The sequence below is a fragment of the Methylobacterium brachiatum genome, from assembly GCF_020523825.1.
GTDB lineage: Bacteria > Pseudomonadota > Alphaproteobacteria > Rhizobiales > Beijerinckiaceae > Methylobacterium > Methylobacterium brachiatum.
The window spans coordinates 19,576-45,338 of sequence record NZ_JAJALK010000005.1; the positions used below are offsets into that span (position 1 = coordinate 19,576).

At 70.8% G+C, this 25,763-nt stretch carries 21 protein-coding genes and 1 pseudogene; 7 read left to right on the forward strand and 15 right to left on the reverse strand.

The window, feature by feature from the left end; genetic code table 11:
* Nucleotides 1-2: 2 nt before the first annotated feature.
* Together LGR69_RS12835 and ydiJ are read right to left on the reverse strand one after the other, a co-directional pair.
* Nucleotides 3-899, reverse strand: coding sequence for a ketopantoate reductase family protein (locus LGR69_RS12835; RefSeq protein ID WP_230366253.1), 897 nt, complete (start codon nt 897-899; stop codon nt 3-5).
* Nucleotides 896-3,982, reverse strand: coding sequence for a D-2-hydroxyglutarate dehydrogenase YdiJ (gene ydiJ, locus LGR69_RS12840; protein WP_230366254.1), 3,087 nt, complete (start codon nt 3,980-3,982; stop codon nt 896-898). The genes LGR69_RS12835 and ydiJ overlap by 4 nt, the downstream gene beginning before the upstream one ends.
* 115 nt (nt 3,983-4,097) lie before the next feature.
* Here ydiJ and LGR69_RS12845 point away from each other — a divergent pair, with 115 nt between their 5' ends.
* The 7 genes from LGR69_RS12845 to LGR69_RS31825 all read left to right on the forward strand — a co-directional run bounded on the left by LGR69_RS12845 (nt 4,098) and on the right by LGR69_RS31825 (nt 9,860).
* On the forward strand, nt 4,098-4,436 hold the full coding sequence (locus LGR69_RS12845; protein WP_230366255.1) for a hypothetical protein: 339 nt from the start codon (nt 4,098-4,100) through the stop codon (nt 4,434-4,436).
* A 138-nt stretch (nt 4,437-4,574) separates the two neighbouring features.
* Nucleotides 4,575-6,896 (forward strand): ribonuclease R, encoded by a 2,322-nt coding sequence (rnr, locus tag LGR69_RS12850; protein ID WP_230366256.1) that lies wholly within the window; start codon nt 4,575-4,577, stop codon nt 6,894-6,896.
* 23 nt (nt 6,897-6,919) lie between these two features.
* The gene (locus tag LGR69_RS12855; RefSeq protein ID WP_091863893.1) at nt 6,920-7,390 is read left to right on the forward strand and encodes a DUF983 domain-containing protein; all 471 of its coding nucleotides are present in this window, start codon (nt 6,920-6,922) and stop codon (nt 7,388-7,390) included.
* Nucleotides 7,341-8,090 (forward strand): NUDIX hydrolase, encoded by a 750-nt coding sequence (locus tag LGR69_RS12860; protein ID WP_205836094.1) that lies wholly within the window; start codon nt 7,341-7,343, stop codon nt 8,088-8,090. The genes LGR69_RS12855 and LGR69_RS12860 overlap by 50 nt, the downstream gene beginning before the upstream one ends.
* On the forward strand, nt 8,087-9,277 hold the full coding sequence (locus LGR69_RS12865; protein WP_230366257.1) for an MFS transporter: 1,191 nt from the start codon (nt 8,087-8,089) through the stop codon (nt 9,275-9,277). The genes LGR69_RS12860 and LGR69_RS12865 overlap by 4 nt, the downstream gene beginning before the upstream one ends.
* A 106-nt stretch (nt 9,278-9,383) precedes the next feature.
* Nucleotides 9,384-9,551, forward strand: a complete 168-nt coding sequence (gene rpmG, locus LGR69_RS12870) for a 50S ribosomal protein L33 (RefSeq protein ID WP_007565747.1) — start codon at nt 9,384-9,386, stop codon at nt 9,549-9,551.
* A gap of 180 nt (nt 9,552-9,731) precedes the next feature.
* On the forward strand, nt 9,732-9,860 hold the full coding sequence (locus LGR69_RS31825) for a hypothetical protein (RefSeq protein ID WP_007565749.1): 129 nt from the start codon (nt 9,732-9,734) through the stop codon (nt 9,858-9,860).
* 7 nt (nt 9,861-9,867) lie between these two features.
* Here LGR69_RS31825 and LGR69_RS12875 read toward each other — a convergent pair whose 3' ends face one another.
* From LGR69_RS12875 to LGR69_RS12935, 13 genes and pseudogenes are all read right to left on the reverse strand, one after another.
* Nucleotides 9,868-10,788, reverse strand: coding sequence for a LysR family transcriptional regulator (locus LGR69_RS12875; RefSeq protein ID WP_230366258.1), 921 nt, complete (start codon nt 10,786-10,788; stop codon nt 9,868-9,870).
* A gap of 82 nt (nt 10,789-10,870) precedes the next feature.
* Complete coding sequence (locus tag LGR69_RS12880; RefSeq protein WP_230366259.1) at nt 10,871-12,532, reverse strand: OFA family MFS transporter; 1,662 nt, start codon at nt 12,530-12,532, stop codon at nt 10,871-10,873.
* Nucleotides 12,533-12,669: 137 nt separating this feature from the next.
* The gene (locus LGR69_RS12885; RefSeq protein WP_007565756.1) at nt 12,670-12,963 is read right to left on the reverse strand and encodes a formate dehydrogenase subunit delta; all 294 of its coding nucleotides are present in this window, start codon (nt 12,961-12,963) and stop codon (nt 12,670-12,672) included.
* A 4-nt stretch (nt 12,964-12,967) separates the two neighbouring features.
* Complete coding sequence (fdhF, locus tag LGR69_RS12890; RefSeq protein ID WP_007565758.1) at nt 12,968-15,829, reverse strand: formate dehydrogenase subunit alpha; 2,862 nt, start codon at nt 15,827-15,829, stop codon at nt 12,968-12,970.
* A 10-nt stretch (nt 15,830-15,839) separates the two neighbouring features.
* Nucleotides 15,840-17,399, reverse strand: coding sequence for a formate dehydrogenase beta subunit (locus LGR69_RS12895; protein ID WP_230366260.1), 1,560 nt, complete (start codon nt 17,397-17,399; stop codon nt 15,840-15,842).
* Nucleotides 17,396-17,881 (reverse strand): formate dehydrogenase subunit gamma, encoded by a 486-nt coding sequence (locus LGR69_RS12900; protein ID WP_230366261.1) that lies wholly within the window; start codon nt 17,879-17,881, stop codon nt 17,396-17,398. The genes LGR69_RS12895 and LGR69_RS12900 overlap by 4 nt, the downstream gene beginning before the upstream one ends.
* Before the next feature lie 257 nt (nt 17,882-18,138).
* Entirely contained in the window at nt 18,139-18,795 is a 657-nt protein-coding gene (locus tag LGR69_RS12905; RefSeq protein ID WP_230366515.1) for a glutathione S-transferase family protein, read from the reverse strand.
* Between the two features lie 97 nt (nt 18,796-18,892).
* Nucleotides 18,893-19,324, reverse strand: a pseudogene (locus tag LGR69_RS12910) (cytochrome c-type biogenesis protein); the annotation flags it as partial.
* Nucleotides 19,325-19,602: 278 nt separating this feature from the next.
* Nucleotides 19,603-21,609: a heme lyase CcmF/NrfE family subunit gene (locus tag LGR69_RS12915; protein WP_230366263.1), complete on the reverse strand. Its 2,007-nt coding sequence runs from the start codon at nt 21,607-21,609 to the stop codon at nt 19,603-19,605.
* Nucleotides 21,610-21,619: 10 nt separating this feature from the next.
* On the reverse strand, nt 21,620-22,135 hold the full coding sequence (ccmE, locus tag LGR69_RS12920; RefSeq protein WP_050733899.1) for a cytochrome c maturation protein CcmE: 516 nt from the start codon (nt 22,133-22,135) through the stop codon (nt 21,620-21,622).
* Between the two features lie 147 nt (nt 22,136-22,282).
* Nucleotides 22,283-23,770 carry a c-type cytochrome biogenesis protein CcmI gene (ccmI, locus tag LGR69_RS12925; RefSeq protein WP_091863889.1) on the reverse strand — a complete coding sequence of 496 codons (1,488 nt, stop codon included), beginning with the start codon at nt 23,768-23,770 and terminating at the stop codon, nt 22,283-22,285.
* Between the two features lie 175 nt (nt 23,771-23,945).
* Complete coding sequence (locus LGR69_RS12930; protein ID WP_007565774.1) at nt 23,946-25,364, reverse strand: sensor histidine kinase; 1,419 nt, start codon at nt 25,362-25,364, stop codon at nt 23,946-23,948.
* On the reverse strand, nt 25,361-25,738 hold the full coding sequence (locus tag LGR69_RS12935; protein ID WP_167369067.1) for a DUF2335 domain-containing protein: 378 nt from the start codon (nt 25,736-25,738) through the stop codon (nt 25,361-25,363). The genes LGR69_RS12930 and LGR69_RS12935 overlap by 4 nt, the downstream gene beginning before the upstream one ends.
* Nucleotides 25,739-25,763 lie beyond the last annotated feature (25 nt).

Here is a 25,763-nt window from a genome sequence, read left to right on the forward strand (position 1 = left end):
CCTCAGCTTTCATTTTGCCGCTCCGCGAGCTTGACCAGCGTGTGCAGCATCCGGTTCGCCGGCGTCGGGATGCCGAGCGCCGCGCCTCTGTGCACCACATAGCCGTTGAGGTGGTCGATCTCGCTGGGCCGGCCCCGGGCGAGGTCCTGGGCCGTGGAGGAGCGCTGGTCGGCCATGCTGGTGCTGACGGCGAGCACCGTGTCGCGGATGTCGTCGGGCACCGACACGCCCGAGGCGTTCGCCACCGCGACGCATTCCTGCACCACGTCGGTCATCGCGGCGATCACGCCCTCGCCCTGCACGAGGCGGCCGTAGGGCAGCTGGGTCAGGGCCGAGAGGGCGTTGTAGGCGCAGTTCAGGATCAGCTTGCCCCAGAGGGCGTCGAGCGCGCGCTCCGAGACGGTGGCCGGGATTCCGGCCGCATCGAACGCGGCGGCAATCGTTTCACTCGCCTCCGAGGCGCCGAGCACCAGGTCGCCCCTTCCGTTATGGCGGACGCAGCCCGGCCCGACCATCTCGGTGGCGACGTAGACCGCCACCGGCACCACGGGCCGCCCCAGCACGGCGCCCAGGCGCTCGGCATTGTCGACGCCGTTCTGGAGACTGAGGATCGTGGCCGCGGGGCTGAGATGTGGAGCGATCGTCGCCCCGGCCGCTTCCGTATCGCCGGACTTCACGCAGACCAGCACCAGATCGGCGCCCGCGACGCCCGCGCCGGACGCGGTCGCCTCGACGGGGACGGTCTCGCGCCCGGCCGCGCTCTCCAGCACCAGCCCGCCGGACCGGACCGCCTCGACCAGGGCCGGGCGGCCGATCAGCGTGACCGCGTGGCCGGCCCGGGCCAGCAGGAAGCCGTAATAGCAGCCGACCGCCCCGGCCCCGAGGATGGCGACCTTCATCGGGCCGAAGCCGCAGCGCGCTCGGGATGGAACGGGGCGGCACCCACCGCGCTCGTCCGGACATGGTCGAGCAGGGCCTGGATCGGGTGGCGCAGCCGCACGCCGTCGACGAGCTTGACCTGCGACCGGCAGGAATAGCCGTCCGCCAGCAGGGTGCCGGCGGGGGCGTCGGCCACGTGGCGGGCCCAGCTCAAGCCGTAGATCGCCTCGGAGGTGGCGCGGTTGCGCGTCTCATGGCCGTAGGTCCCGGCCATGCCGCAGCAGCCCGCGGCCGGCACGTCGAGCCGCAGCCCGAGATGGGTGAACACGGCCTGCCAGTCGCGCACCGCGCCGGGGGCGTTGGTGCGCTCGGTGCAATGGGGCAGCAGCCGCAGGGTCGCCGCGCCCTGGCGGGGCGCGATCCGGTCGAGCTGCGTGGCGAGCCATTCCTGCAGGATCTGAACCTTGGGCAGGTCGTCGCCGCCCAGCGCCTGGGCGTATTCCGACCGGTAGGTCAGCGTCATCGAGGGGTCGAGGCCGACGAGCGGCACGCCCGAGCGGGCGAGCGCCCGCAGCATCGCGGCGTTGGAGCGCGCCACCGCGGCGAACCGGGCCAGGAAGCCGTGGACATGCAGCGGCTTGCCGTTCGGGCGGTAGGGCACGAGCCAGGGCTTGAAGCCGAGCGCGATCAGGAGCGCACAGGCATCCACCACCAGGGCCGCCTCGAAATGGCTGGTGAAGGCGTCCTGCACCAGCAGCACCGCGCGCTCCCGGTCGGGCGGGGCGAGCCGGGCCAGCGCCTCCGGGGTCGCGGTGGCGACCCCGAGACCGGCGAGTCGCGCCGTGAGATCGACGGAGGAGAGGGCCGGGATCCCGACCAGGCCGGCCTTGGCCAGCAGCTTCCGGGCGAGCGGATTGGCCAGGGCCGCGTTGCTCAGGCGCGGCATCCGGGCCGCCAGCGGCAGCAGCGGCTCGAGCGCCGCCACCAGGTGGTCCTTCAGGGGCCGGGCGTAGCGGGCGTGGTAGAGCGCCAGGAACTTGGCCCGGAAGGTCGGCACGTCGACCTTGATCGGGCAGGAGCCCGTGCAGGACTTGCAGGCGAGGCAGCCGTCCATCGCCTCCTTGACGGCGTGGGAGAAGTCATCCGCCTCGGCGCGACGCCGGAAACCGCTCCACAAAGTCGCAAGAAGATCGGGCAGCCAGCCGGCGCGCTGGCGCTTCAGCTCGGCGGCCGGGTCGATCCCCGCCTGGGCGGCCAGGCGCAGCCACTCGCGCATCAGCGAGGCGCGGCCCTTCGGCGAGTGCCGCCGCTCCCGGGTCGCCTTCCAGGACGGGCACATCGCCTCATCCGCGTCGAAGCTGAAGCAGGCGCCGTTGCCGTTGCAGTGCAGGGCTTCGTCGAAATCCCGCCGGACCGGCGGCGGGATCGTGCGGTCCTGCTCGCCCCGGCGGGGGACCCCGTCGATCCGGGTGAGCGCGCCGCCCCGCGCCGAGGCGATCTTGCCCGGGTTCATCCGGTCACCCGGGTCGAAGGCGCGCTTGACCGCCTCCAGCGCCGGCATCAGCGGCCCGAAGGTCGCGGGCACGAATTCGGAGCGGAACCCCTTGCCGTGCTCGCCCCAGAGCAGGCCGCCATACTTGGCGGTAAGCGCGACCACGCCTTCGGTCACCTCGCGGATCAGGGTGTTCTGGTTCGGGTCCTTCAGGTCGATGGCCGGGCGGACATGCAGCACGCCGGCATCGACATGGCCGAACATGCCGTAGCGCAGCCCCTTGGCGTCGAGCAGCGCCCGAAACTCGGCGATGAAGTCGGCGAGCCGCTCCGGCGGCACCGCGGTATCCTCGACGAACGGGATCGGGCGCGCGTCGCCCTTGGCGGCGCCGAGGAGGCCCACCGCCTTCTTGCGCATCGTCCAGAGCTTCTCGATCGCGTCGCCGCGGGCGATGGTGAAGCCCAGACGCTTGGTCTCGGTGCCGCGCTCGGCCTCCAGCATGGCGGTGAGCCGCGCGAGAGCAGCGTCCACGGCCTGCGCGTCGTCGCCGACGAATTCCACGAGGTTGATGCCGTGGACCGGCCGACCGCCGGGATCGTCCGGGAAGAAGGCCTGCACCTCGGCCCAGATCGGGTCCTGGCGGGCGAGCCCCAGAACGGTGGAATCGATGGTCTCGACGGAGGCCGCGCCGAAGGGCAGCAGGGCCTGGGCGTCGCGGAGCGCGGCGTCGAAATCCACGTAGGAGAGCGCCACCAGCACCGAGGCCTTCGGGATCGGCAGCACGTTGAGCCGCGCGTCTGCGATCAGCGCCAGGGTGCCCTCCGAGCCGCAGATCACGCTCTTGAGGTCGAAACGCCCCGACGCGTCGCGCAGATGGGCGAGGTCGTAGCCGGTGAGGCAGCGGTTGAGCTTGGGGAAGCGCTCGGCGATCAGCGCCGCGTTCTCGCTGACGACCGTGTCGACGGTGCGGTGGATCTCACCGACCCGGTCGTTGCGCGCCTTGGCGGCCGCGAGCCCGGCCTCGTCCAGCGGCTCGGCTTCCCAGACCGTGCCGTCGGCGAGCACGCAGGTCAGCGCCAGGACGTGGTCGCGGGTCTTGCCGTAGAGGCAGGAGCCCTGCCCGCAGGCATCCGTGGAGATCATGCCGCCGATGGTGGCGCGGTTCGAGGTCGAGAGCTCGGGGGCGAAGAACAGGCCGTGGGCGGCGAGCGCCCGGTTGAGCTGGTCCTTCACCACCCCGGGCTCGACCCGGACGATGCGGCGGGCGACGTCGATCTCCAGGATGCGGTTCATGTGCCGCGAGGTGTCGACCACGAGGCCGTGGCCGAGCGACTGGCCGTTTGTGCCGGTCGCCCCGCCGCGCGGGCGGATCACGATCTCGGTGAAGCGCGGGTCGTCCAGCAGCTTGGCGATCCGCACGAGGTCGTCGCGCGAGCGCGGGAAGGCCACGGCCCCCGGCTCGACCTGGTAGATCGAGTTGTCGGTGGAAAAGACTGTCCGGTCGGCGGCCGATAGAGTCAGGTCGCCCTCGAAGCCGCGCAGGCGCAGTTCGGCGACAGCCGCCTCGTAGAGCGGCACGGCCTCGGTTTTGCGGGTCAGGACCGGGATCATGGAAGCGTTCTACACTGGGCGGCTCCCGAGGGAAGGTCCGCGATTATGTCGCGCCGCCCCGATGGGTGCTGGCACCGCGCTTGCCCCGGCGGGCGCGAATGCGGAGCGGATGCCCATGAACGCGAGTGTCGAACGGGTCCGGGATGCCCTGGCCGAACTGATCAAGGCGGCCCTCATCTCCGATGACGGCAAGAGCCTCGCCTGCCGCGAGGCCGGGCGGGACAAGCTCGCCGCGCTGGCGGCCGAGCCGCCGGAGGCCGGAAGCCTGCGCATGGACGGCGCCTGGACGCTGGCGATCCAGTTGGCGGAGACGCCGGAGCTGGCGCCCGAGGAGGGCCAGGTGAACCTGACGCTGCCGCGCGCCTGCCCGTTCACCCTCGACGAGATCCTGGATCCCAGCCTCGACCTGGATCTCGCGGTCGATCGCATCCGCAAGTCCGCCTCCACGGGCTGATCGCGCCTGTTGAGGACGCGCGTGCCGCCGTTGCCGCCGACCGACCGGAACCCCATCTTGGGATGACAAGACCGAATCAGCGGTCCGGCGCCCGATTTCGGGCGCACATCGTTTTCGAGAACTGTCCGGCACCACCTTTTGGCACGACGCATCAGCGCAGAGGCGGCCGAGCCCGCCGCTCCCCCGCCCTTCCCCACCCGCGAGCAGATCCTCGCCTTCGTGGCGGAGGCGACCGAACCCGTCGGCAAGCGGGAGATCGCCAAGGCGTTCGGCATCAAGGGCGCCGCCAAGATCGACCTGAAGCGGATCCTCAAGGAGATCGAGGAGGACGGCGCCGTCGATCGCGGGCGCGGCGGGCTCGCGACCGCGGGCCGCCTGCCGCCGGTGGTGCTGACCGATATCCGCAGCCGCGACCGGCACGGTGATTTCCTCGCGATCCCGGTGGAATGGACCGGCACCGGCAAGCCGCCATCCATCGTGCTGACCCAGGGCCGCGGCCCCCGCAAGGGCAGCCGGCCGGCCGCCGGGATCGGCGACCGCGCCCTGGTCCGGGTCGAGCGCGACGCCGAGGGCGGCTATACCGGCCGGGTCATCAAGGTCATCGGGAAGAACAAGGCCGAGATCATCGGCGTCTACCGCGCCGGCGCGCAGGGCGGCCGGATCGTGCCCGTGGAGAAGCGCTCGCAGGGCCGCGAGATCCTGATCCCGCCCGGCGAGGAGGGCCAGGCTCGGGACGGCGACCTCGTCAGCGTGTCGCTGGAGCGCGAGACCCGCTTCGGCCTGCCGCGGGGCCGGGTCCGGGAGCGGCTCGGGTCGCTCGGCTCCGAGAAGGCCGTAAGCCTGATCGCGCTCCACCTGCACAACATCCCGCACGTCTTCTCCGACGCGACCCTGGCCGAGGCCGACCAGGCGGAGCCGGCCGCGCTGGCGGGCCGCGAGGATTGGCGCGACCGTCCGCTGCTCACCATCGACCCGCCGGACGCCAAGGACCACGACGACGCCGTGATGGCGGAGCACGATCCCGACCCGGCCAATCCGGGCGGCTTCATCCTCACCGTCGCCATCGCAGATGTGGCGGCCTATGTCCGCCCCGGCTCGAGCCTCGACCGCGAGGCTTTGGAGCGGGGCAACTCGGTCTACTTCCCCGACCGGGTCGTGCCGATGCTGCCGGAGCGGATCTCGAACGACCTCTGCTCCCTGCGCGAACGCGAGGACCGCCCGGCCATCGCGGTCCGGATGGTGATCACCGCCGACGGCGAGAAGCGCCGCCACACGTTCCACCGGGTGATGATGCGCTCCCGCGCGAAGCTCGCCTACGCGCAGGCGCAAGCCGCCATCGACGGCCAGCCGGACGCCGCCGCGGGGCCGTTGCTCGAGCCGGCGCTTCGCCCGCTCTGGACGGCCTATGCCGCCCTGCGCGCGGCGCGCGATCGCCGCGGCCCGCTCGCCCTCGACCTGCCCGAGCGCAAGGTTCTGCTGTCGCCCGAGGGCGCGGTCGACCGGGTGATCGTGCCGGAACGCCTCGACGCCCACCGGCTGATCGAAGAGTTCATGATCCAGGCCAACGTGGCCGCCGCCGAGACCCTGGAGGCGGCCAAGCAGGCGCTGATCTACCGGGTCCACGACGAGCCGGCGCAGGAGAAGATGCAGGCTCTGGGCGAGGTCCTGGCCTCGGTCGGGATCAAGCTGCCCAAGGAGGGCGCGCTGCGCCCCGCTCTGTTCAACCGCATCCTCGGCTCGGTGGCGGGCAGCGAGCACGCGACCTTCATCAACGAGGTGGTGCTGCGCTCCCAGGCGCAGGCCGTCTACGCCGCCGAGAATCTCGGCCATTTCGGGCTGAACCTGCGCCGCTACGCGCATTTCACCTCGCCGATCCGCCGCTACGCCGACCTGATCGTCCACCGGGCGCTGATCACCGCCTGCCGTCTCGGCTCCGACGGCCTGCCGGCGGCGGTGTCCCTGGGCGAGCTCGCCCAGATCGGCGAGCAGATCTCGGCGGCCGAACGCCGCGCCATGGCGGCCGAGCGCGAGACCATCGACCGGCTGATCGCCCACCATCTGGTCGACCGGATCGGCGCGACCTTCGCGGGCCAGATCGCGGGCGTCACCCGGTCGGGCCTGTTCATCAAGCTCGACGAGACCGGAGCGGACGGGTTCGTGCCGATCTCGCAGCTCGGCGCCGACTATTTCCGCCACGAGGAGGCCCGCCACGCCCTGGTGGGCGAGCGCAGCGGCGAGACCTTCCGGCTCGGCGACCGGGTCGAGGTCCGGCTGGTGGAGGCCGCCCCGGTGGCCGGCGCGCTGCGCTTCGAGCTGCTCAGCGAGGGCAAGACCCGCGCCGGGTCCGGCAAGGATAGCGGCGGCCGGAAGCCCGGCGGCCGCCCGTTCAAGGCCGCGCCGTCGGGTCGTCCGTCCGGCATCCGCAACTCCGGTACGCGCCATCGCGGCTCGCGCCGGTGACCCGGCCGGTGTAGACCCTAAACATGGCCACCGACGCGATTCCCGTGCGCACCCGCCTGATCCCCGCGATGGCGCGCGGCTTCATCGGCCGCTGCCCCCATTGCGGCCAGGGCCGGATCTTCGGGCGCTTCCTCAAGGTGCGCCCGGAATGCGACGTCTGCGGCCTGGAGCTGCACCATCACCGGGCCGACGACCTGCCGCCCTACGTGGTGATCTTCATCGTCGCCCACGTGGTCGGCTACCTGATCCTGGAGACCGAGAGCGCCTACGACGTCCCCCTCTGGGTCGAGATGGGTGTCTGGCCGGTCTTCACGCTCCTGTTCGCCCTCGTCCTGCTGCAGCCGGTCAAGGGGGCCGTCGTCGGGCTGCAATACGCCCTTGGCATGCACGGCTTCGCCACGTTACCGCGGGGCGGCCCCGTCTCGGGGCTGAAGGAGACACGCCTTGCCGCAGCCGGAGCCGCAGCAGGAATCCGAGATCCCGACCAGCCCTGAGCCGAAGCCTTCCCCGGCGCGCCTGCGCCCGCGGGATGCCGCGACCCTGATCGTGCTCGACCGGCGCGGCAAGGGCGGCCCCAAGGTCCTGATGGGCCGCCGCAACCCGCGGCTCGCCTTCATGCCGGGGCAGTTCGTGTTCCCGGGCGGCCGGATCGAGCTCGGCGACCGCCACATGCCGGTGGCCGGCGCCCTGCCCGACTATGCCGAGGCCGCGCTCACCCGCCAGGTCTCCCGGCCGCCGCATCATCTCGGCCGGGCTCTGGCACTCGCCGCCATCCGGGAGACCTACGAGGAGACCGGCCTGCTGCTCGGCACGCGCGAGCACGGCGCCCCCGAGACCGCCCCGGCGGGCTGGGAAGCCTTCGCCCGCCATGAGATCCTGCCGGACCTCGAGGCGCTGCACCTCGTGGCCCGGGCGATCACCCCGCCCAAGCGCGTGCGCCGGTTCGACACGCGGTTCTTCGCCGTTGACCGCCGGATGGTCGCGGCCGAGGAGCCGGGCCGGGTGAGCCCGGATTCCGAGTTCACCGAGCTCGCCTGGGTCCGCCTCGATGCGGCGCGCAAGCTCGACCTGCCGTTCATCACCCGGGCCATCCTGGACGATCTGGAGGCGCAGATCGCCGTCGATTTCGCGCCCTACCGGATGATCCCCTTCCACTACGAGCGCTACGGCCGCCGCGAACGAGTTGCGTTGTGAATGTTTCCGAGAGGCCGGACCGGATCGTCGCGGGAAGCGGGATCGGGCCGGACACCGTGGCGGCGATCACCGCCGCCATCGCCTGCGTCACCGTGGTCGGGATCGGGCTGAGCCTGTCGATCCCGCTCCTGTCGATCGAGCTTGAGCGGCGCGGCGCGTCGAGTACCCTGATCGGGCTCAACACCGCGGTTGCCGGCATCGCCAGCATCTGCACCGTGCCGTTCGTGCCCCGGCTGGCCGCGCGGATCGGCGTCGCGCGGCTGCTCTGCCTGGCGCTGGTCGTGGGGGCGGTGAGCCTGGCGGCCTTCCCGATCCTGCCGGGCATCGCCCTGTGGTTCCCGCTGCGCTTCGTGTTCTCGGCGACGCTGGGCGCGCTGTTCGTGCTGTCCGAGTACTGGATCAACGCCGCCGCCCCGCCGGAGCGCCGCGGCCTGGTGATGGGCATCTACGCCACCGTGCTGGCGGCGGGCTTCGCGGTCGGCCCGGCACTCCTGGCGCTGGTCGGGACCGAGGGCCTGGCGCCCTACCTGACCGGCGCCGGCCTGATGCTGGCCGGCGGCCTGCCGATCGTCCTCGCCCGGGGGCTCTCGCCAACGATCGCGCACGGCTCCGGCCGCAGCATCCTGGCCTATCTGCGCTTCGCCCCCGGGGCGCTGCTCGCCGCCCTCGCCTACGGGGCGGTGGAGACCGGGATCTTCGCGATCCTGCCGCTCTACGGCCTGCGCCTGGGCTACGACGCGCAGGGCGCGGCCGGCCTCGTCAGCCTGATCGCGCTCGGCAACGTGCTGTTCCAGATCCCGTTCGGCTGGCTCGCCGACCGCTTCGACCGGCGCGCCGTGCTGCTCGGGGCGAGCCTCGGCGGTGCGGCGGGCTCCGCCCTGATCCCGCTGGCGTCGGGATCGCCGGTGGCCCTCGGCCTCGTCCTGTTCGCCTGGGGCGGCATCGCCGGCACGCTCTACACGGTCGGCCTGACCACCCTGGGCGACCGGGTGCCGGCCACGGATCTCGCTGGCGCCAACGCGGCCTTCGTGGTGCTGTACAATGTCGGCCTGATGCTGGGACCGCCCCTGATCGGCGGCGGCCTCGACCTGGTGCCGCCGCACGGCTTCGCCTGGGCGCTGCTCGCGCTGTTCCTCGCCTTCTCCGTGAGCCTCGTCACGATGGAGCGCGCGGGCGCCCGGTCTTGACCTGAACCGCCCGATCGGGCATTGACCCGCCCGTATTCGGCCGGGCTTTCCCGGCCATTTGCGTTTCGCTCACGCGGAATGCCGCACCCTGCAGGAGCGCCGCGCCATGGCCAAGGCCGTCACCGTCAAGATCAAGCTCATCTCCACCGCCGACACCGGCTACTTCTACGTCACCAAGAAGAACTCCCGCACGCAGACCGAGAAGCTGACGATGCGCAAGTACGACCCGGTGGCGCGCAAGCACGTCGAGTTCAAGGAAACCAAGATCAAGTAAGGCAGGATCACGTAAGGTCTGAGCCCCCCCTCAGGCCTCAGCCGATCCGACAAGCCGCTCCGGGAACGGGGCGGCTTTTTCATATGCGCGGATGGATCGGAGGGCGGCTTCAGACCAGCGTCGCACCTTACGGGGGCGCCCAGGGTCCGGCTTCGGCCGATTCGGGCGGCGGAGCGCGCGATGTCGAGAATGCTGCTGATGGCGCTGACCGTCTTGGCGATCCTGGCGGCGCGCTGCGTCCTGAAGCTGCCGCTCCTGCCCTATCGCGCTGCCCGCTTCCTGCTGCGGGGCCTCTCGGTACCGGCCTGAGCGACCCTCACGGGCCGGGCATCGCCCCGGCGAGCTCCGGGTCCAGCGTCCGCGCCAGGGCCCGGGCGATGGCGACGAGCGCGGTCACCATCGGGGTCGAGGGCTCGCGGCGCGGGGCGACGAGGCCGATCGTGTGCTCCAGGTCCGGGGCGGTGATCGGGATCGCCCGCACCCCCGCCATCGGCCCGAGGGCGTCGACCAGGATCTCCGGCATGATCGAGGCCCAGCGCAGGGTGCGGACATGGGTCATGAGCACGATCATCGAATTTGATTCGAGGGTCGCGGCCGGCTCGGCGCCTGATTCGCGGATCTGCTGGTCGATGATCCGCCGGTTCTGCATGTTCGGGGTCAGCAGGCAGAGCGGCAATTGGCCGGTCTCGGCCCAGGTGACGCTGGCGCGGCCGTCGAACGGACCGCCATCGGCCGTGACCAGCCGGTAGCGCTCCCGGTAGAGCGGCACGGACACGACCCGGCCCAGGGGCTCGTTGTCGAGATAGGTCAGCCCGGCATCGGCCTCCAGGTTCTCGATCAGCGAGAAGATGTCGGTGGAGGCGGCGGATTCGACCGTGAGCCGCACGTCCGGGTGGCGCTCGCGATAGGGGGTCGTGAGGTCCACGATCATCGGCAGGGCCGTGGGGATCGCGGCGATGCGCAGGTGCCCGGTCAGGCCGCGGCGCAGGCCGGTGACCTCCTCGTGCATCGCCCGCGCGTCGGCCACGATCCGGCGCGCCCAGGCCAGGACCCGCTCACCCTCCGGGGTGAAGCCCTGGAAGCGCGAGCCGCGCAGCACGAGCTGCACGCCGAAGCGGTTCTCGAGCTGCTTCACGCCGGCCGAGAGGGTCTGCTGCGTCACCCCGCAGGTCTCGGCCGCGTGGCCGAAATGCTGCTCGCGGGCGAGCGCGAGCAGGAAATCCAGCTTGTCGATCACGGGGGCATTCCGAACGACTCATGCCGGCACGCTTTGGCATGCCAGAAGGTAATCACCCACCCGTCCAGCCACAACCGGCCGCTCAGCGGAACAGGATGAACGCCTTCGACAGAGTGATGCCGATCCCCCACAGGATCGGGATGCCGACCACCGCCCAGGCGAGCCCGGCCGCGGGGCTGAACCCGCCCCGGCCGATGCCGAACGAGCCCGAGGCGCGCACCGACGCCGTGCCGGCCCGGACGTCCAGGGCGGCACGCTCGGCATCCGACATGAACCAGCGCCCGGCCAGCGGCCGGATCAGCAGGTTGCAGACGAACCCGGCGGCCAGGAAGGCGGCGAGCACGTACATGGTCCGGCCGTAGAGATCCGCGCCCTGCACCCCGGCGGCGGCCTGGGCCTCGCGGATCTTGGTGACCACGAACGGCCCGACGATGCCTGCGGTCGACCAGGCGGTGAGCAGGCGACCGTGGATCGCGCCCACGAACTGCGTGCCGAACACGTCGGCGAGATAGGCGGGGATGGTCGCGAAGCCGCCGCCATACATCGACAGGATCACGCAGAAGAAGGCGACGAACAGCGCCTGCGAGCCGATCCCGGCGGCCCAGGGGGCGGCGGCATAGAGCACGCCGCCCAGCGCGAAGAAGATCGCGTAGGTGAGCTTGCGGCCGATCCGGTCCGACATCGAGGCCCAGAAGAACCGGCCCAGGATGTTGAACAGGGACAGGAGGCCGACGAAGCCGGCGGCGATCGCGGCGACCTGCGCCTTCTGACCGGCGTCGAGGGCGGTGAAGCCGGTGCCGGGCAGCCCGATCAAGGCGCCGCCGAAGATCTCCTGGAGCATCGGCGAGGCGAGCGCCAAGACGCCGATCCCGGCAGAGACGTTGAGGCAGAGGACCAGCCAGATCATCCAGAACTGGAAGGTCTTGTGCGCGTCCCGCAGGTGGACGTGGCCCGAGGCGATCATGGCGTTCTTGGACGCCGGCGGGGTCCACCCGTCCGGGCGCCAACCGGGCGGCGGGACCCGGTAGCCGAAGGCGCCGCCCAGCATGAACACGATGTAGCCGAGGCCCATCACCGCGAGCGTCTGCCAGACGCCGACGGACTCGGCGCTGCGGAAGGTCTTGATCAGGCCGTCGGCCAGGGGCGAGCCGATCATCGCGCCGCCGCCGAAGCCCATGATCGCCATGCCGGTGGCCATGCCGCGCCGGTCGGGGAACCACTTGATCAGCGTCGAGACCGGAGAGATGTAGCCGAGCCCCAGCCCGATGCCGCCGATCAGGCCCATGCCGAGCCAGACCAGCCAGAGCTGGTGGAGGTAGACGCCCAGCGCGCCGATCAGGAAGCCGCCACCCCAGCACAGGGCCGCCGCGATACCGGCCTTGCGCGGGCCCGCCCGCTCCAGCCAGCCGCCGAACAGGGCGGCCGAGAGGCCGAGCATCACGATCCCGATGGAGAAGACCATCACGAGGTCGCTGACGCGCCAGTCGCAGGTCGTCGTGAACAGGGCGGTCATCACGCCCATGTCGGGGCAGGCGGCCGGCGCGGGCTGGCCGACCGAGAGGGCGCGGGTCAGCGGCAGCCAGAAGACCGACAGGCCGTAGGCCATGCCGATGCAGAGATGGATCGCCAGGGCCGCGGGCGGAACGAGCCAGCGGTTGAAGCCCGGTTTGGCGACGATGCGTTCACGGGACAGCCAGCCGTGATCGCTTCCGGGCACGACCGCGCCCGCCAGTTCTGAATGCATCGAAGCTTCCTCCGAGCACGACTTCATTGACTGAGTCATGCATCGCGGAAAGCCTAGCGGTTCCGGGTACCGGTTGCCAGCACGCGAAACGCTCCAACCCGGGATTTAATCCCCGGTTGGAGCGCGCGAATTGCCAATCAGCCGGCGTCGCTGGCGCCCTCGCCCAGCTTCTGCGGATCGCGGGTCGCCGGGCGCACCGGGCTCTCGGCCTGGGGCTCGGCGCCGCGCAGGGCCCGCTGCACCAGACTGTCGGCCCGGTCGCCCATCTCCGGCAGGGCGGCCTCGAGCTTCGAGACCATCTTGGGCGTCCAGAAGGCCGTGATGTGCTTGTGCACCCCGGCCACCGCCTCCTCTTCCGGGTAGGACCGGAAGAAGGTGGCGATCTGGTTCGCCATCCGGAGGAGCTTGTCCTCCTGGGTCTGCGCGCTCATCGGCTCACTCCGCCGCGTCGAGTGTCTGGGCGATGCGCGTCAGCGAGAAATCCTCCTCGTAGAACTTCGCCTGCCAGTCGGAGGGCCGGTTGGTCCGCCGGACCTGCACCGCGGTCACCTTGTATTCCGGGCAGTTGGTCGCCCAGTCCGAGTAGTCGGTGGTGATGACGTTGGCGCCGGTCTTGGCGTGGTGGAAGGTCGTGTAGACCACGCCCGGCTGCATCCGCTCCGAGACCTTGGCTTTGAGGGCGATGTCGCCGGACCGGCTCTCGAGGGAGACCAGATCGCCGTCGACGATGCCGCGCAGCTCGGCGTCGAACGGGTGGATCTCCAGCACGTCCTCCTCGTGCCAGCGCGAATTCTCGGTGCGCCGGGTCTGAGCGCCGACATTGTACTGGGACAGGATCCGGCCCGTGGTCAGGATCAGCGGGAACTTCGCCCCCGTCCGCTCCTCGGTGGCCACGAACTCGGTGATCATGAACCGGCCCTTGCCGCGGACGAAGCGGTCCACATGCATCATCGGGGTACCGAGCGGCGCCTTCTCGTTGCAGGGCCACTGCACCGAGCCCAGCTCGTCGAGCTTGGCGTAGGACACGCCGGTGAAGCTCGGGGTCAGGCCGGCGATCTCGTCCATGATCTCGGACGGGTGGTTGTAGTGCATCGGGTAGCCGAGCGCGTTGGAGAGCAGCACCGTGCCCTCCCAGTCGCCGTAGCCGCCCATCGGGGGCATCACCTTGCGCACGCGGGAGATGCGGCGCTCGGCGTTGGTGAAGGTGCCGTCCTTCTCCAGGAACGAGGCGCCCGGCAGGAAGACGTGGGCGTATTTGGCGGTCTCGTTCAGGAACAGGTCCTGGATGACGATGCACTCCATCGCCTTCAGGCCGGACGTGACGTGGTGCGTGTCGGGATCCGACTGCGCGATGTCCTCGCCCTGGATGTACATGCCCTTGAACGAGCCATCGACGGCCTCGTCCAGCATGTTGGTGATGCGCAGGCCCGGCGCGTTGTCGAGCTTGGCGCCCCAGAGGGCTTCGAAGCTCTCGCGGGTGGCGTCGTCCGAGACGTGGCGGTAGCCGGTGAGCTCGTGCGGGAACGAGCCCATGTCGCAGGAGCCCTGGACGTTGTTCTGGCCGCGCAGCGGGTTCACGCCGGCCCCGAGCTTGCCGATATTGCCGGTGGCCATGGCGATGTTGGCCATGCCCATCACCATGGTCGAGCCCTGGCTGTGCTCGGTGACGCCCAGCCCGTAATAGATGCCGGCCGCGCCGCCCGTGGCGTAGAGCCGGGCCGCAGCGCGGACCTCGGCCGGGTCGAGGCCGGTGAATTGCTGCTGCGCCTCCGGGGAGTGGCGCTCCTCGGCGATGAACCGGGCCCAGGTCTCGAACTCGGCCAGATCGCAGCGCTCGCGGACATAGGCCTCGTCGATCAGCCCCTCGGTGACGATGACGTGCGCCAGCGAGTTGATGAAGGCGACGTTGGAGCCGGGCTTCAGCGGCAGGTGATAGTCGGCCTTGATATGGGGCGACTTCACCAGGTCGATCTTGCGGGGATCGGCGACGATCAGCTTGGCGCCCTGGCGCAGGCGCTTCTTCATCCGCGAGCCGAAGACCGGGTGGCCGTCGGTCGGGTTGGCGCCGATCACCAGGATCACGTCGGAATTCTCGACCGACTTGAAGTCCTGGGTGCCGGCCGAGGTGCCGAGCGTGGACATCAGGCCGTAGCCGGTGGGCGAGTGGCAGACGCGGGCGCAGGTATCGACGTTGTTGTTGCCGAAGGCGGCGCGCACCAGCTTCTGGACGAGGTAGGCCTCCTCGTTGGTGCAGCGCGACGAGGTGATGCCGCCGACCGAGTCCTTGCCGTAGGTCGCCTGGATCCGCTTGAACTCGGAGGCCGCGTGGTTGATCGCTTCCTCCCAGGACACTTCGCGCCACGGATCCGTGATCTTGGCGCGGATCATCGGCTTGGTGATGCGGTCCTTGTGGGTGGCATAGCCGTAGGCGAAGCGGCCCTTGACGCAGCTATGGCCCTCGTTGGCCTTGCCGCCCTTGTAGGGCACCATGCGGACGACGCGGGTGCCCTGCATCTCGGCCTTGAACGAGCAGCCGACGCCGCAATAGGCGCAGGTCGTCACCTCGGCATGCTCGGGCTGGCCGAATTCGTGGATCGACTTCTCCTGGAGGGTCGCGGTCGGGCAGGCCTGCACGCAGGCGCCGCAAGAGACGCACTCCGATTCCATGAAGTTGGTCGGGCCGGCCGCCACGCGGCTGTCGAAGCCGCGGCCCGCGATGGTCAGCGCGAAGGTGCCCTGGACCTCTTCGCAGGCGCGCACGCAGCGGTTGCAGACGATGCACTTCGACGGATCGTAGGTGAAGTACGGGTTCGACTCGTCCTTCGGCAGATACTTCTCGGCCGTCGGAACGACGTGGTTGTCGCCCTCGTAGCCGTAGCGCACGTCGCGCAGGCCGACGACGCCGGCCATGTCCTGCAATTCGCAATCGCCGTTGGCGGCGCAGGTCAGGCAGGTCAGCGGGTGATCGGAGATGTAGAGCTCCATCACGCCCTTGCGGAGCTTGGCGAGCTTGTCGGTCTGCGTGCGCACGACCATGCCGTTCTCGGCCGGCGTGGTGCAGGAGGCCGGCGTGCCGCGCCGCCCCTCGATCTCCACGAGGCAGAGCCGGCAGGAGCCGAACGGCTCCAGCGAGTCGGTGGCGCACAGCTTCGGGATCTGGGTGCCGGCATGCATCGCCGCCGCCATCACCGAGGTGCCGGCCGGCACCGTCACGTCCATGCCGTCGATCGTCAGGGTGACGGTCTGCTCCGCCACGCGGATCGGCGTGCCGTAGTCGATCTCCTTGATCAGGCCCATCGACGTCTCCTCACTCGGCCGCGACCGGCAGATCGCCGGCGCGCCTGAAATCTTCCGGGAAATGGGTGATCGCGCTCATCACGGGCATGGGCGTGAGCCCGCCCATGGCGCAGAGCGACCCATCGGTCATGACCTCGCAGAGGTCCTCGATCAGCTTCAGGTTCGTCTCCGGCCGGATGCCGGCGATGACCTTGTCCATGGTCTCGACGCCACGGGTCGCGCCGATGCGGCAGGGGGTGCACTTGCCGCAGGATTCGGTGGCGCAGAACTCGAAGGCGAAGCGCGCCTGGGCGGCCATGTCGACGGTGTCGTCGAACACGACGATGCCGCCATGGCCGACGAGGCCCTTCTGGGCCGCCATCGCCTCGTAATCGAGGGGCGTGTCGAGCAGGTGATCGGGGAAGTAGGCCCCGAGCGGCCCGCCGACCTGCACGGCCCGCACCGGACGGCCCGAACGGGTGCCGCCGCCGTAATCCTCGATCACCTCGCGGAGCGTCACGCCGAAGGCGAGCTCGATCAGGCCGCCATGCTTGATGTTGCCGGCGAGCTGGATCGGCAGGGTGCCGAGCGAGCGGCCCATGCCGTAATCGGCATAGGCCTTGGCGCCGTGCTCCAGGATCCACGGCACCGCCGTGAAGGTCATGACGTTGTTGACCAGGGTCGGCTTGCCCAGAAAACCCTTGAGCGCCGGGATCGGCGGCTTGGCCCGCACGATGCCGCGCTTGCCCTCCAGGCTCTCCAGCAGCGATGTCTCCTCGCCGCAGATATAGGCGCCGGCCCCGAGCCGGACCTCGAGGTGGAAGGTCTTGCCCGAGCCGAGGATGTCGTCGCCCAGGACACCCGCCTGGATGCCGTTGGCGATCGCCTCCTTCAGGGTGGCGAAGGCCTGCGGGTATTCCGAGCGCAGGTAGATGTAGCCGCGGGTCGCACCGGTCGCGACGGCCGCGATGGTCATGCCCTCAATGAGGTTGAAGGGGTCACCCTCCATCATCATCCGGTCGGCGAAGGTGCCGGAATCGCCCTCGTCGGCATTGCAGACGACGTATTTCTGCTCGCCCTTGGCCAGCATCACGGTGTTCCACTTGATGCCGGCCGGGAAGCCGGCGCCGCCGCGGCCGCGCAGCCCGGAATCGCGCACCGCCGCGACGATGCCCTCGGCATCGAGCTTCAGCGCGGCCTCGAGCCCGCGATAGCCGCCATGGGCGCGGTAATCGGCCACCGAGACCGGATCGACCACGCCGCAGCGGTGGAAGGTCAGGCGCTGCTGGCGGGCCAGGAACGGTATTTTCTCCGGATCGCCGAGGCGCAGGGCATGCTCGCCGCCGGTGGTCAGGCTGGCATCGAGCAGCGCGTCGACATCCGAGACCTTGACCGGACCGTAGGCGACCCGGCCTTCCGGCGTGCCGACCTCCACCATCGGCTCGAGCCAGAACAGGCCGCGCGAGCCGGTGCGCACGATGGTCACGTCTAGGCCGCGGCGCTCGGCGCCGGCGAACAGGGCCCGGGCGACCTTGTTGGCGCCGAGGCCCAGAGCCACGGCATCCCGGGGGACGTAGAGGGTGACGCTCACTGGCGGGTCTCCCGCTTGGTTTCGGCCAGCGCCTCGTCGAGGGAATCTGCGGTCAGATGGGCGACCGGCTCGCCGTCGATGAGGGCCGCGGGGCCGTTGGCGCAGAGGCCGAGGCAGTAGACCGGCTCGACCGTGGCGCTGCCGTCGGCAGTGGTCTCGTGCCAGTCGCAGCCGAGGCGGCCGAGGATCTCGCGGTGGATCTTGTCCGAACCCATGGCCTGGCAGGCCTCGGCCCGGCACAGCTTCACCTCGTGGCGGCCGGCCGGGTGGGCGCGGAAGTCATGGTAGAAGGTGATGCAGCCATGCACCTCGGCGCGCGACAGGTTCAGCGCGTCGGCGATGAGCGGCACGGCGCCGCCATCGACGTAGCCGAAGGTCGCCTGCAGCGCGTGCAGGATCGGCAGCGTCGCGCCTTCGAGATGGGTATGTTCTGCAATGATCCCGGAGGCGCGTTCCGCGCTCCAGGGCTCGTGACGCGCCATGGTTTCCAGCCCAGTCTGTTCCTTTTCTAAAGCGAAGTGGAACAGAAATGCCGAACCCCATCAATCGTGCAGTCCGGTGGCCCGACAAAGGATCCCTGTCGAACTGTCACCCGCACGATGGTCGCGGTGACAAACCGCGATAAGTCTTTCTTAAAGCGTTCGTTTCCGATGCACGGCGGCGGTCGAAAAATCTTGCGTGCGCCGCAACATCGCTTTGTGCCATGCACGAAATTGCATCCGCGCGGGCAGACGGCGCCTCAGAACTCCATGTCCAGCTCTTCGATCTCGTCCGGCTCGTCGGCGGCGGCCTCGGCCCATTCGACCATGGGCGCCCAGTGCAGGATCGTGTCCCGGTAGGCGGCGGACCGGGGCGGCAGCGCCACGTCGTAGGTCCGGAACCGGGTGCAGACCGGGGCATAGAGCGCGTCGGCCAGCGTCGGGCGCGGACCGAACAGGAACGGGCCGTCATAGCGGTCCAGGCAATCGTCGAAGATCGTGACGATACGCTCGATATCGGCCCGGGCGCCGTTGAACACCCGGAAACCCGGGTGGAAGGCGCGCAGGTTCATCGGCAGGGCCGAGCGCAGGTTGACGAAGCCCGAATGCATCTCGCCCGCGATGGAGCGGCAATGGGCGCGCTCGGCAATATCGCGGGGCAGCAGGCCCGCCTCCGGGAAGGTCTCGCCGAGATACTCGGCGATGGCGAGGGTGTCCCAGACCACCACGTCGCCGTTGCGCAGGCGCGGCACCAGGAAGGACGGGGACAGGTGCAGCAGCTCGGCCCGGCTGGTGGCATCCGTGCCCGACAGGACCTCGGTGTCGAAGGCGAGCCCGGCCATCCGGCAGATCAGCCAGCCCCGCAGGGACCAGGACGAGTAGTTCCGGCTGGAGATGGTGAGCGTGGCGGCGGTCATCGTCTTCACCCCGGGCGCGTCGCCGATCATGCGATCAGTTCTGCCGGATCCAAGACTCATGCCGATTCGATCCGGGCGAATCGCGACGCGCCGAATATTACTCCCGTCGCAGCAGCGCGGCGACCTCCGCCTCCTCGGCCGCCGACAGGGTCCGGACTGGCGCGGCCGGCCGCCGGCGGGCGAGGCGCCAGATCCCGAACCCGCCGAGCAGCACGGCCAGGATCGGGGTCAGCCACAGCAGCAGGGTGTGGAGGGCGAAGACCGGCCGCAGCAGCACGAACTCGCCGTAGCGGTCCACGACGTAGCGCAGCACCGCCGGATCGCTGTCACCCTTCTGCAGGCGCTCGCGGACGATCAGGCGCAGGTCCTTGGCGAGCGGCGCGTCGGAATCGTCGATCGACTGGTTCTGGCAGACGAGGCAGCGCAGCTCCGACGAGATCTCCCGGGCGCGATGCTCGAGCACCGGATCCTTCAGCACCTCGTCGGGCTGGACGGCCTGGGCCGGGGCGGCGAATGCGAGGGCGGCGAGGAGCGTAAGGGTGAGGCGGCCACGCGCTGCTTTCCTGCCCTCCTTTGCGGGACTCGCAGATCGGCTGACAAAGAACGCGACGGCCCCCCTCTCCCGTGCGGGAGAGGGTTGGGGTGAGGGACCAAGTCTCTCCGGAGAGGTCGCATCCCTCACCCTGCCCCTCTCCCGCACGGGAGAGGGAACCCGCGCCTCGACCGGAGACACGAGAATCCCGTAGCCCATAGAGCAGGCAGGGCGAGCGTCGGCGGCGTCCGCGCCTGTTGCGAGCCCCCGCGCCATCACTCGGCCGGCACCGCGGCCGCGCCGGGCATGGCCCGCGCCCGCGCCTTGGCCGGGACGCCGACGCGCATCCGGCGGTCGGTGAGCGACAGCCCGCCACCCAGCGCCATGACCACGGCGCCGAGCCAGATCATCAGCACCAGCGGCTTGTAGTAGAGGCGCACGCCGACGCCGCCGTCCTGGCCGATCTCGCCGAGGCTGGCATAGACCTGGCTCGCCCCGATGGTCAGCAGGCCCGACTCGGTCACCGACATCTTGCGGCTCGGGTAGAACCGCTTGCCGGTCTCGACCCGGCCGACCTCGTCGCCGGAGCGGGTGCGGATTGTCAGGAAGGCCGCGGCCTCCTCGTAGTTCGGGCCGGCCCGGGGGGCGACCCGGTCGAGGGTCGCCGTGTAGGGACCGGTCGAGAGGGTCTGGCCGGGCTTGAGCGTCGCCAGCCCCTCGGTGGCCCAGCCCTGCGCGGCGATGCCGATCACCACCACGCCGACGCCGGCATGGGCGAGCGCGGTGCCCCAGGCCGAGCGCGGCAGGCCGATGGCCCGGCGCCCGATCTGACCGAGGTCGCGCGTCCGGCTGGAGCCGAAGCCCCGGGCCCGGGAGACGATCTCCAGGGCCGAGCCGATCAGCAGGTAGGCGCCGAGCCCGATCCCGAGCGGCGCCATCACGGGCCCGCCCCATGTCAGGGCCAGGACCGCGAAGCCGACCACCAGGGCGACGGCGAGCGCCGCGAACAGGCGCTGCGAGGCGGCCAGCACGTCGCCCCGCTTCCAGGCGAGCGCCTGGCCGAACGGGACGATCAGCAGAAGCGGGATCGCCAGGGGGATGAAGGTCGCGTTGAAGAAGGGCGGGCCGACCGTGATCTTCTCGCCGGTCAGCATCTCCAGCAGCAGCGGATAGAGCGTGCCCACCAGCACCGTGGCGCAGGCGGCCACGAGGAACAGGTTGTTGAGGACGAGGGAGCCCTCCCGGGAGATCGGCGCGAACAGGCCGCCCTGCCGCAGCAGCGGCGCCCGCCACGCGAACAGGGTCAGCGAGCCGCCGATGAACAGGATCAGGATCGCCAGGATGAAGACGCCGCGGGTCGGGTCGGTGGCGAAGGAATGCACCGAGGTGATCACCCCGGAGCGGACCAGGAAGGTGCCGATCAGCGACAGGGAGAAGGTCAGGATGGCGAGCAGCACCGTCCACACCTTCAGGGCGTCGCGCTTCTCCATCACTACGGTGGAGTGCAGCAGAGCCGTGCCGGCGATCCAGGGCATCAGGGAGGCGTTCTCCACCGGATCCCAGAACCACCAGCCGCCCCAGCCGAGCTCGTAATAGGCCCAGTACGAGCCCATCGCGATGCCGAGGGTCAGGAACGACCAGGCGACCAGCGTCCAGGGCCGCACGGCCCGCGCCCAGACCGCGTCGATCCGCCCGTCGATCAGGGCGGCGACCGCGAAGGCGAAGCTGATCGAGAAGCCGACATAGCCGACGTAGAGGAGCGGCGGATGGATCGCCAACCCGACGTCCTGCAGCAGCGGGTTGAGGTCGTTGCCCTCCAGCGGGGCCGGGACCACGCGGCTGAACGGGTTCGAGGTCGTGATGATGAACAGCACGAACACGAAGGTGATCAGGCCCTGCACGCCGAGCGTGTTGGCCCGCAGACGCGGCGGCACGGAGTTCCGGGCCACCGCCACGCAGGCGCCGAACAGGGTCAGGATCAGGACCCAGAGGAGCATCGAGCCCTCATGGTTCCCCCACACGCCGGAGACCTTGTAGATCAGCGGCTTCTGGGTGTGCGAGTTCTCGACGACGTTCTGGACCGAGAAGTCCGAGGTGACGTGCGCCCAGGTGAGCGCCGCGAAGGCGAACAGCACGCAGGCGAAGGCGCCGAGCGCCGCCTGCGAGGCGGCCTGGCGCAGGGCCGGGTCGCCCGAGCGCGCCGCCCAGACCGGCATCACCATCTGGACGAGGGAGATCGCCAGCGCGAGCGCGAGCGCGAAATGGCCGGTCTCGACGATCATGCCGGATTCCTTACCGCTCGCTGCGGGGGCCGAGGGTCCCGCCGTTGGAGGCGGTGACGGGCTTCGGCCCGGCCTTAGGCGCGCCCTTGTCGCCCCCCTCCTGCCAGCGCCCCTGCGCCTTCAGGGCGTCGGCGACCTCGCGGGGCATGTACGATTCGTCGTGCTTGGCCAGCACGGTGTCGGCCCGGAACCGGCCGCCCGGCTCCAGCATGCCCTCGGCCACGACGCCCTGGCCCTCGCGGAACAGGTCGGGCAGCAGGCCCTTGTACTGGACCTCGACCGTGGCGTTGGTGTCGGTGACGGCGAAATCCACCGTCTGGTCGGGCCCGCGCCGGAGCGAGCCGTCCTTCACCAGGCCGCCGAGGCGCATCCGGGTGCCGGGGGCGATGCCCTGCTGGGCGATATCGGTGGGCGAGCGGAAGAACACGATCGAGCCGCTCATGGCGAACAGGATCAGCCCCACGGCGAGCGCCAGGACGCTGCCGCAGGCGGCGATCAGGATCAGGCGGCGGCTCTTACGCGTCACGACTCTTCCACCCCGGGATCCGACGGGCTTGGGCCCGAACAGACCTAAACCGTTCTCATTCTAGCCTTGCAGGGTGTCGGCCCGGCAGCCGCGCCGGTCAAGGGCGTCGGGCAGGACCGATTGTCGTACGAACAGCGGCCGCGACGGTTAGGGATTGGATCTCGGGGCCAGATCGAGCTCCCGGGCGAGGCCGTCGAGCCGGCTCACCGCCTCGGCGTTGGTCGCCAGCGCCATCCGGGCGCGGTCGAGGGCCTTGATCGCCTGGTCGCGCTCGCCGAGTGCGCTGTAGGAGCGCACGAGCCGCAGCCACTCGTCCGGCGTGCCGCCCCGGGCCGTGAGACGCCGGTCGAGGCCGTCGACCATGCCGCGGATCGCCACGTCGCGCTCGGCCGGCGACATCGCCTGCATGGCCGCGGCGGCCGATTCGGTATCGGAGCGGGGCGCGGGACCCGCCATGGGCCCGGGGGCCGCCGGTTGGGCCGGAGCACCCGGATCGAGCCCGAGGATGCGGGCGCCGGCCTCGACCTGGGCGAGCCCCTGCGGGTCGCCGGCCAGCGCCACCCGGGCGCGCGCCAGGGCATCGATCGCCTGGTCGCGCTCGCCGAGCACCGCCCGGGAGCGGGTGAGCCGCAGCCATTCGTCCGGCGTGCCGCCCCCGGTCTTGAGCCGGGCATCGAGCCCGTCGACCATGCCGCGGATCGCCGCCTGCTGCTCGGCCGGAAGTTTCTGGGGCGTCGGAGGCATAGCGGCCGGCGCCGGCTCGCCCTTGAGCCGGGCGAGGTTCTGCCGGACCAGCCCGAGCCAGGGCGCGTCGGCGGGGCTCGCGGCCTCCAGGGCGCTGAGCTGGCGGATCGCCTCGCCGGTATCGCCGGCCTGCTCGGCGGCGCGCGCGAGATAGAAGCGGGGTTTGGGTGCGTTCTGCTCCTTGGCCTGCGCCTTCTCGAACAGGGCCTTGGCCTCGGGCGAGACGGTGCCTTCGCCTGCCGCCGTCAGGGCCTCGCCCCAATCGGCCAGGGTGTCGGCGCTCTCGCCCTTCAGGCGGGCGATGTTGGCGAAGGCGCGGGCCGCGTCGTCGAACCGGCCGGTGCGCATATAGACCGGGGCGAGCACGGCCCAGCCGCGGGCATCGTTCGGGTCGCGGGCGAGGCGCGCCTCGATCTGCCCGACCGCCTTCATCAGGTCCTCGGTGCCGCCCCGGGCAGCCTGCCGGTCGGCATCGGTCTGCGCCGGCAGCTCCGGCGAGCCGTAGAGGCCGTAGGCGATCAGCGCGACCAGCGGGATCGTGGACAGCGCGAAGGCGGAGGCCGCCCGGCGCCGGCGCAGGCGCGGCTCGGCCGGGCGCGCGGCCTCGTCGGCATCGGCATCCTCCGCGTCGCGCCGGGCGTCGCGGCTCGCCCGCAGCAGGCGGCGGGCCGCCTCGGCGCGGGCGGTCTCGGCCTCGTCTGGGGCGATGAGGCCGCGCTCCAGATCGCGCGCGATCTCGGCGATCTGGTCCTCGTAGAACGCCGTCTCGGTATCGACGCTGGAGGCGCCGCTTTCGCCGGCGGGAACGGCCGTGCGTCGCGACATCGGCCAGAGCAGGCCGAGCACGGTCGCCGCGGTCATGCCCGCCAGGATGAACCAGATCGCCGTCATCGAACCTTCGCCAGCGGGCCCGACCGACCCGCATGTCACCACGCCATGTGGAGCCGGCCGCGAGATGCCACGACGGCCCCCGGCGGCGGCACGGTGTCACGCAACTCCCGGGCGATGACAAGGGGCGCAACCGGACCATGAAGCCGCGTCCCGCGGCGGGAAAACCCGCCTTCGATCAGTGGCTGGCGGCGCCCACCGGCGCATCGCCCGGCACTTCGAGGACCGCCCGCAGGCCGCCGAGGCTCGCCTGTTCCAGGGTGAAGCGGCCCCGGTAGAGGGCAGCGAGATCGGCCACGATGGACAGGCCGAGGCCCGAGCCGGGCTTCGATTCATCCAGGCGCCGGCCGCGGCCGAGCACGGCCTGGCGGGCCTCCGGGGGCAGGCCCGGGCCGTCATCCTCGATGGCCACGACGAGGTGGGGATAATCGTGCTTGGCCACCGCCTCGGCCCGGATCGCCACCCGGCCGTGGGCCCATTTCGAGGCGTTGTCGACGAGGTTGCCGACCATCTCTTCGAAATCCTGGCGCTCGCCCCGGAAGCGCAGGCCCGGAGGAACGTGGACATCGTAGGCGATATCCTTGTCCCGGTAGATCTTGCCGAAGGTCCGGACGAGACCGGCCAGGGCCGGCTCGACCTCTGTGGAGGTGCCCAGCGTCCCCGCGAGCGCGGCCGCGCGGGCGCGGTCGAGGTGGTAATTCACCTGGTCGCGCATCACCGCCGCCTGCTCGCGGATCTTCTGGGCGAGCTCCTCCGGGGCGTCCGAGGCGCCGACCTCGTTGACGATGATCGAGAGCGGCGTCTTGAGCGCGTGGGCGAGGTTGCCGACCTGGGTGCGGGCGCGCTCCAGGATCTCCCGGTTGGTCTCGATCAGGAGGTTCACCTCGCCGGTGAGCGGGGCGATGTCGCGCGGATAGGTGCCGGTGATGCGGTCGGCCTCGCCGCGGCGCACGGCACCGAGCGCGGCGCGCATCTTCTTCAGGGGCGCCAGGCCGAACCGGATCTGCAGCAGGGTGGTGATCGCCAGCGACAGGCCGAGCAGCCCGAACGTGATGGTCAGCGAGTTCCGGAACCGGTCGACGTCGTTGACGATCTCGTCGGCGGGGCCGGCCACCCGGACGGTGTAGCGGCCCTCCTCACCCAGATCGACGTCGCGCTCCATGATGCGCAGCAGCCGCCCGTCCTGGGCCTTGCCGTAGCCCTGCCGGATCTGTCCGACCCCGACCTTGCCGTCGGAATCGGTGGCCGGCCCCAGCGGCACGCCGACCAGCGAGCGGGAGGTGCGCAGGTCCCGGGGCTTCGCGTCGGGCTTGCCGACCTGCCAGTACCAGCCGGACAGGGGCAGATCGAAGCGCGGATCGCCCAGCGAGAAGGTCCGGCTCTCGGGATCGTTGGGCGAGACGAGGTCGGTGGCGAGGTTGTTGGTGAAGACCAGGAGCCGGCTGTCGAAGGCGCGCTCGGTGTTCTCCCGGTACAGCGTCGTGAGGATCCAGGCCGCGATCAGCAGGATCGCCGAGCTCGACAGGAACGCCGACACGGCCAGCCGCACCGCGATCGAGCGGCGGCGCAGGGAGAAGAGACCGATCAGGGTTTTCATCGGCCGCCTGGGGACTGGGGATGCGATTTCGCCTTAGCCGCGACGCGCTGGTAGAGAAATGCTCCGACCACGGAAGCGATCGTGCCGCCCCCGATCGTTCCTGCGACCCAGGGCTGGCCAAGCCAGAGTGCAAAGGCGGCAACCGATAGAGCAGCGAGCGCAAATAGGAGCGCACTGATCTGGCCGCGCACGTCCTGCCGAATGGCAGCCTCTAGAGCTTGCCGCTCGTAGGTCCGACGGTGATCGGCCTCCAACTCCCATTGCCGAAAGATGCGCTCGGGTGAATCAGGGACCAACCGGGCAAATCCTTCGAGCACGGCAGGCGGCGGCAAGGGTCCTTGCCAGAAACTGCTGCGTCCGACCTCGACCGGCACCTCACCTCGATTCGTAAGTGTGCCC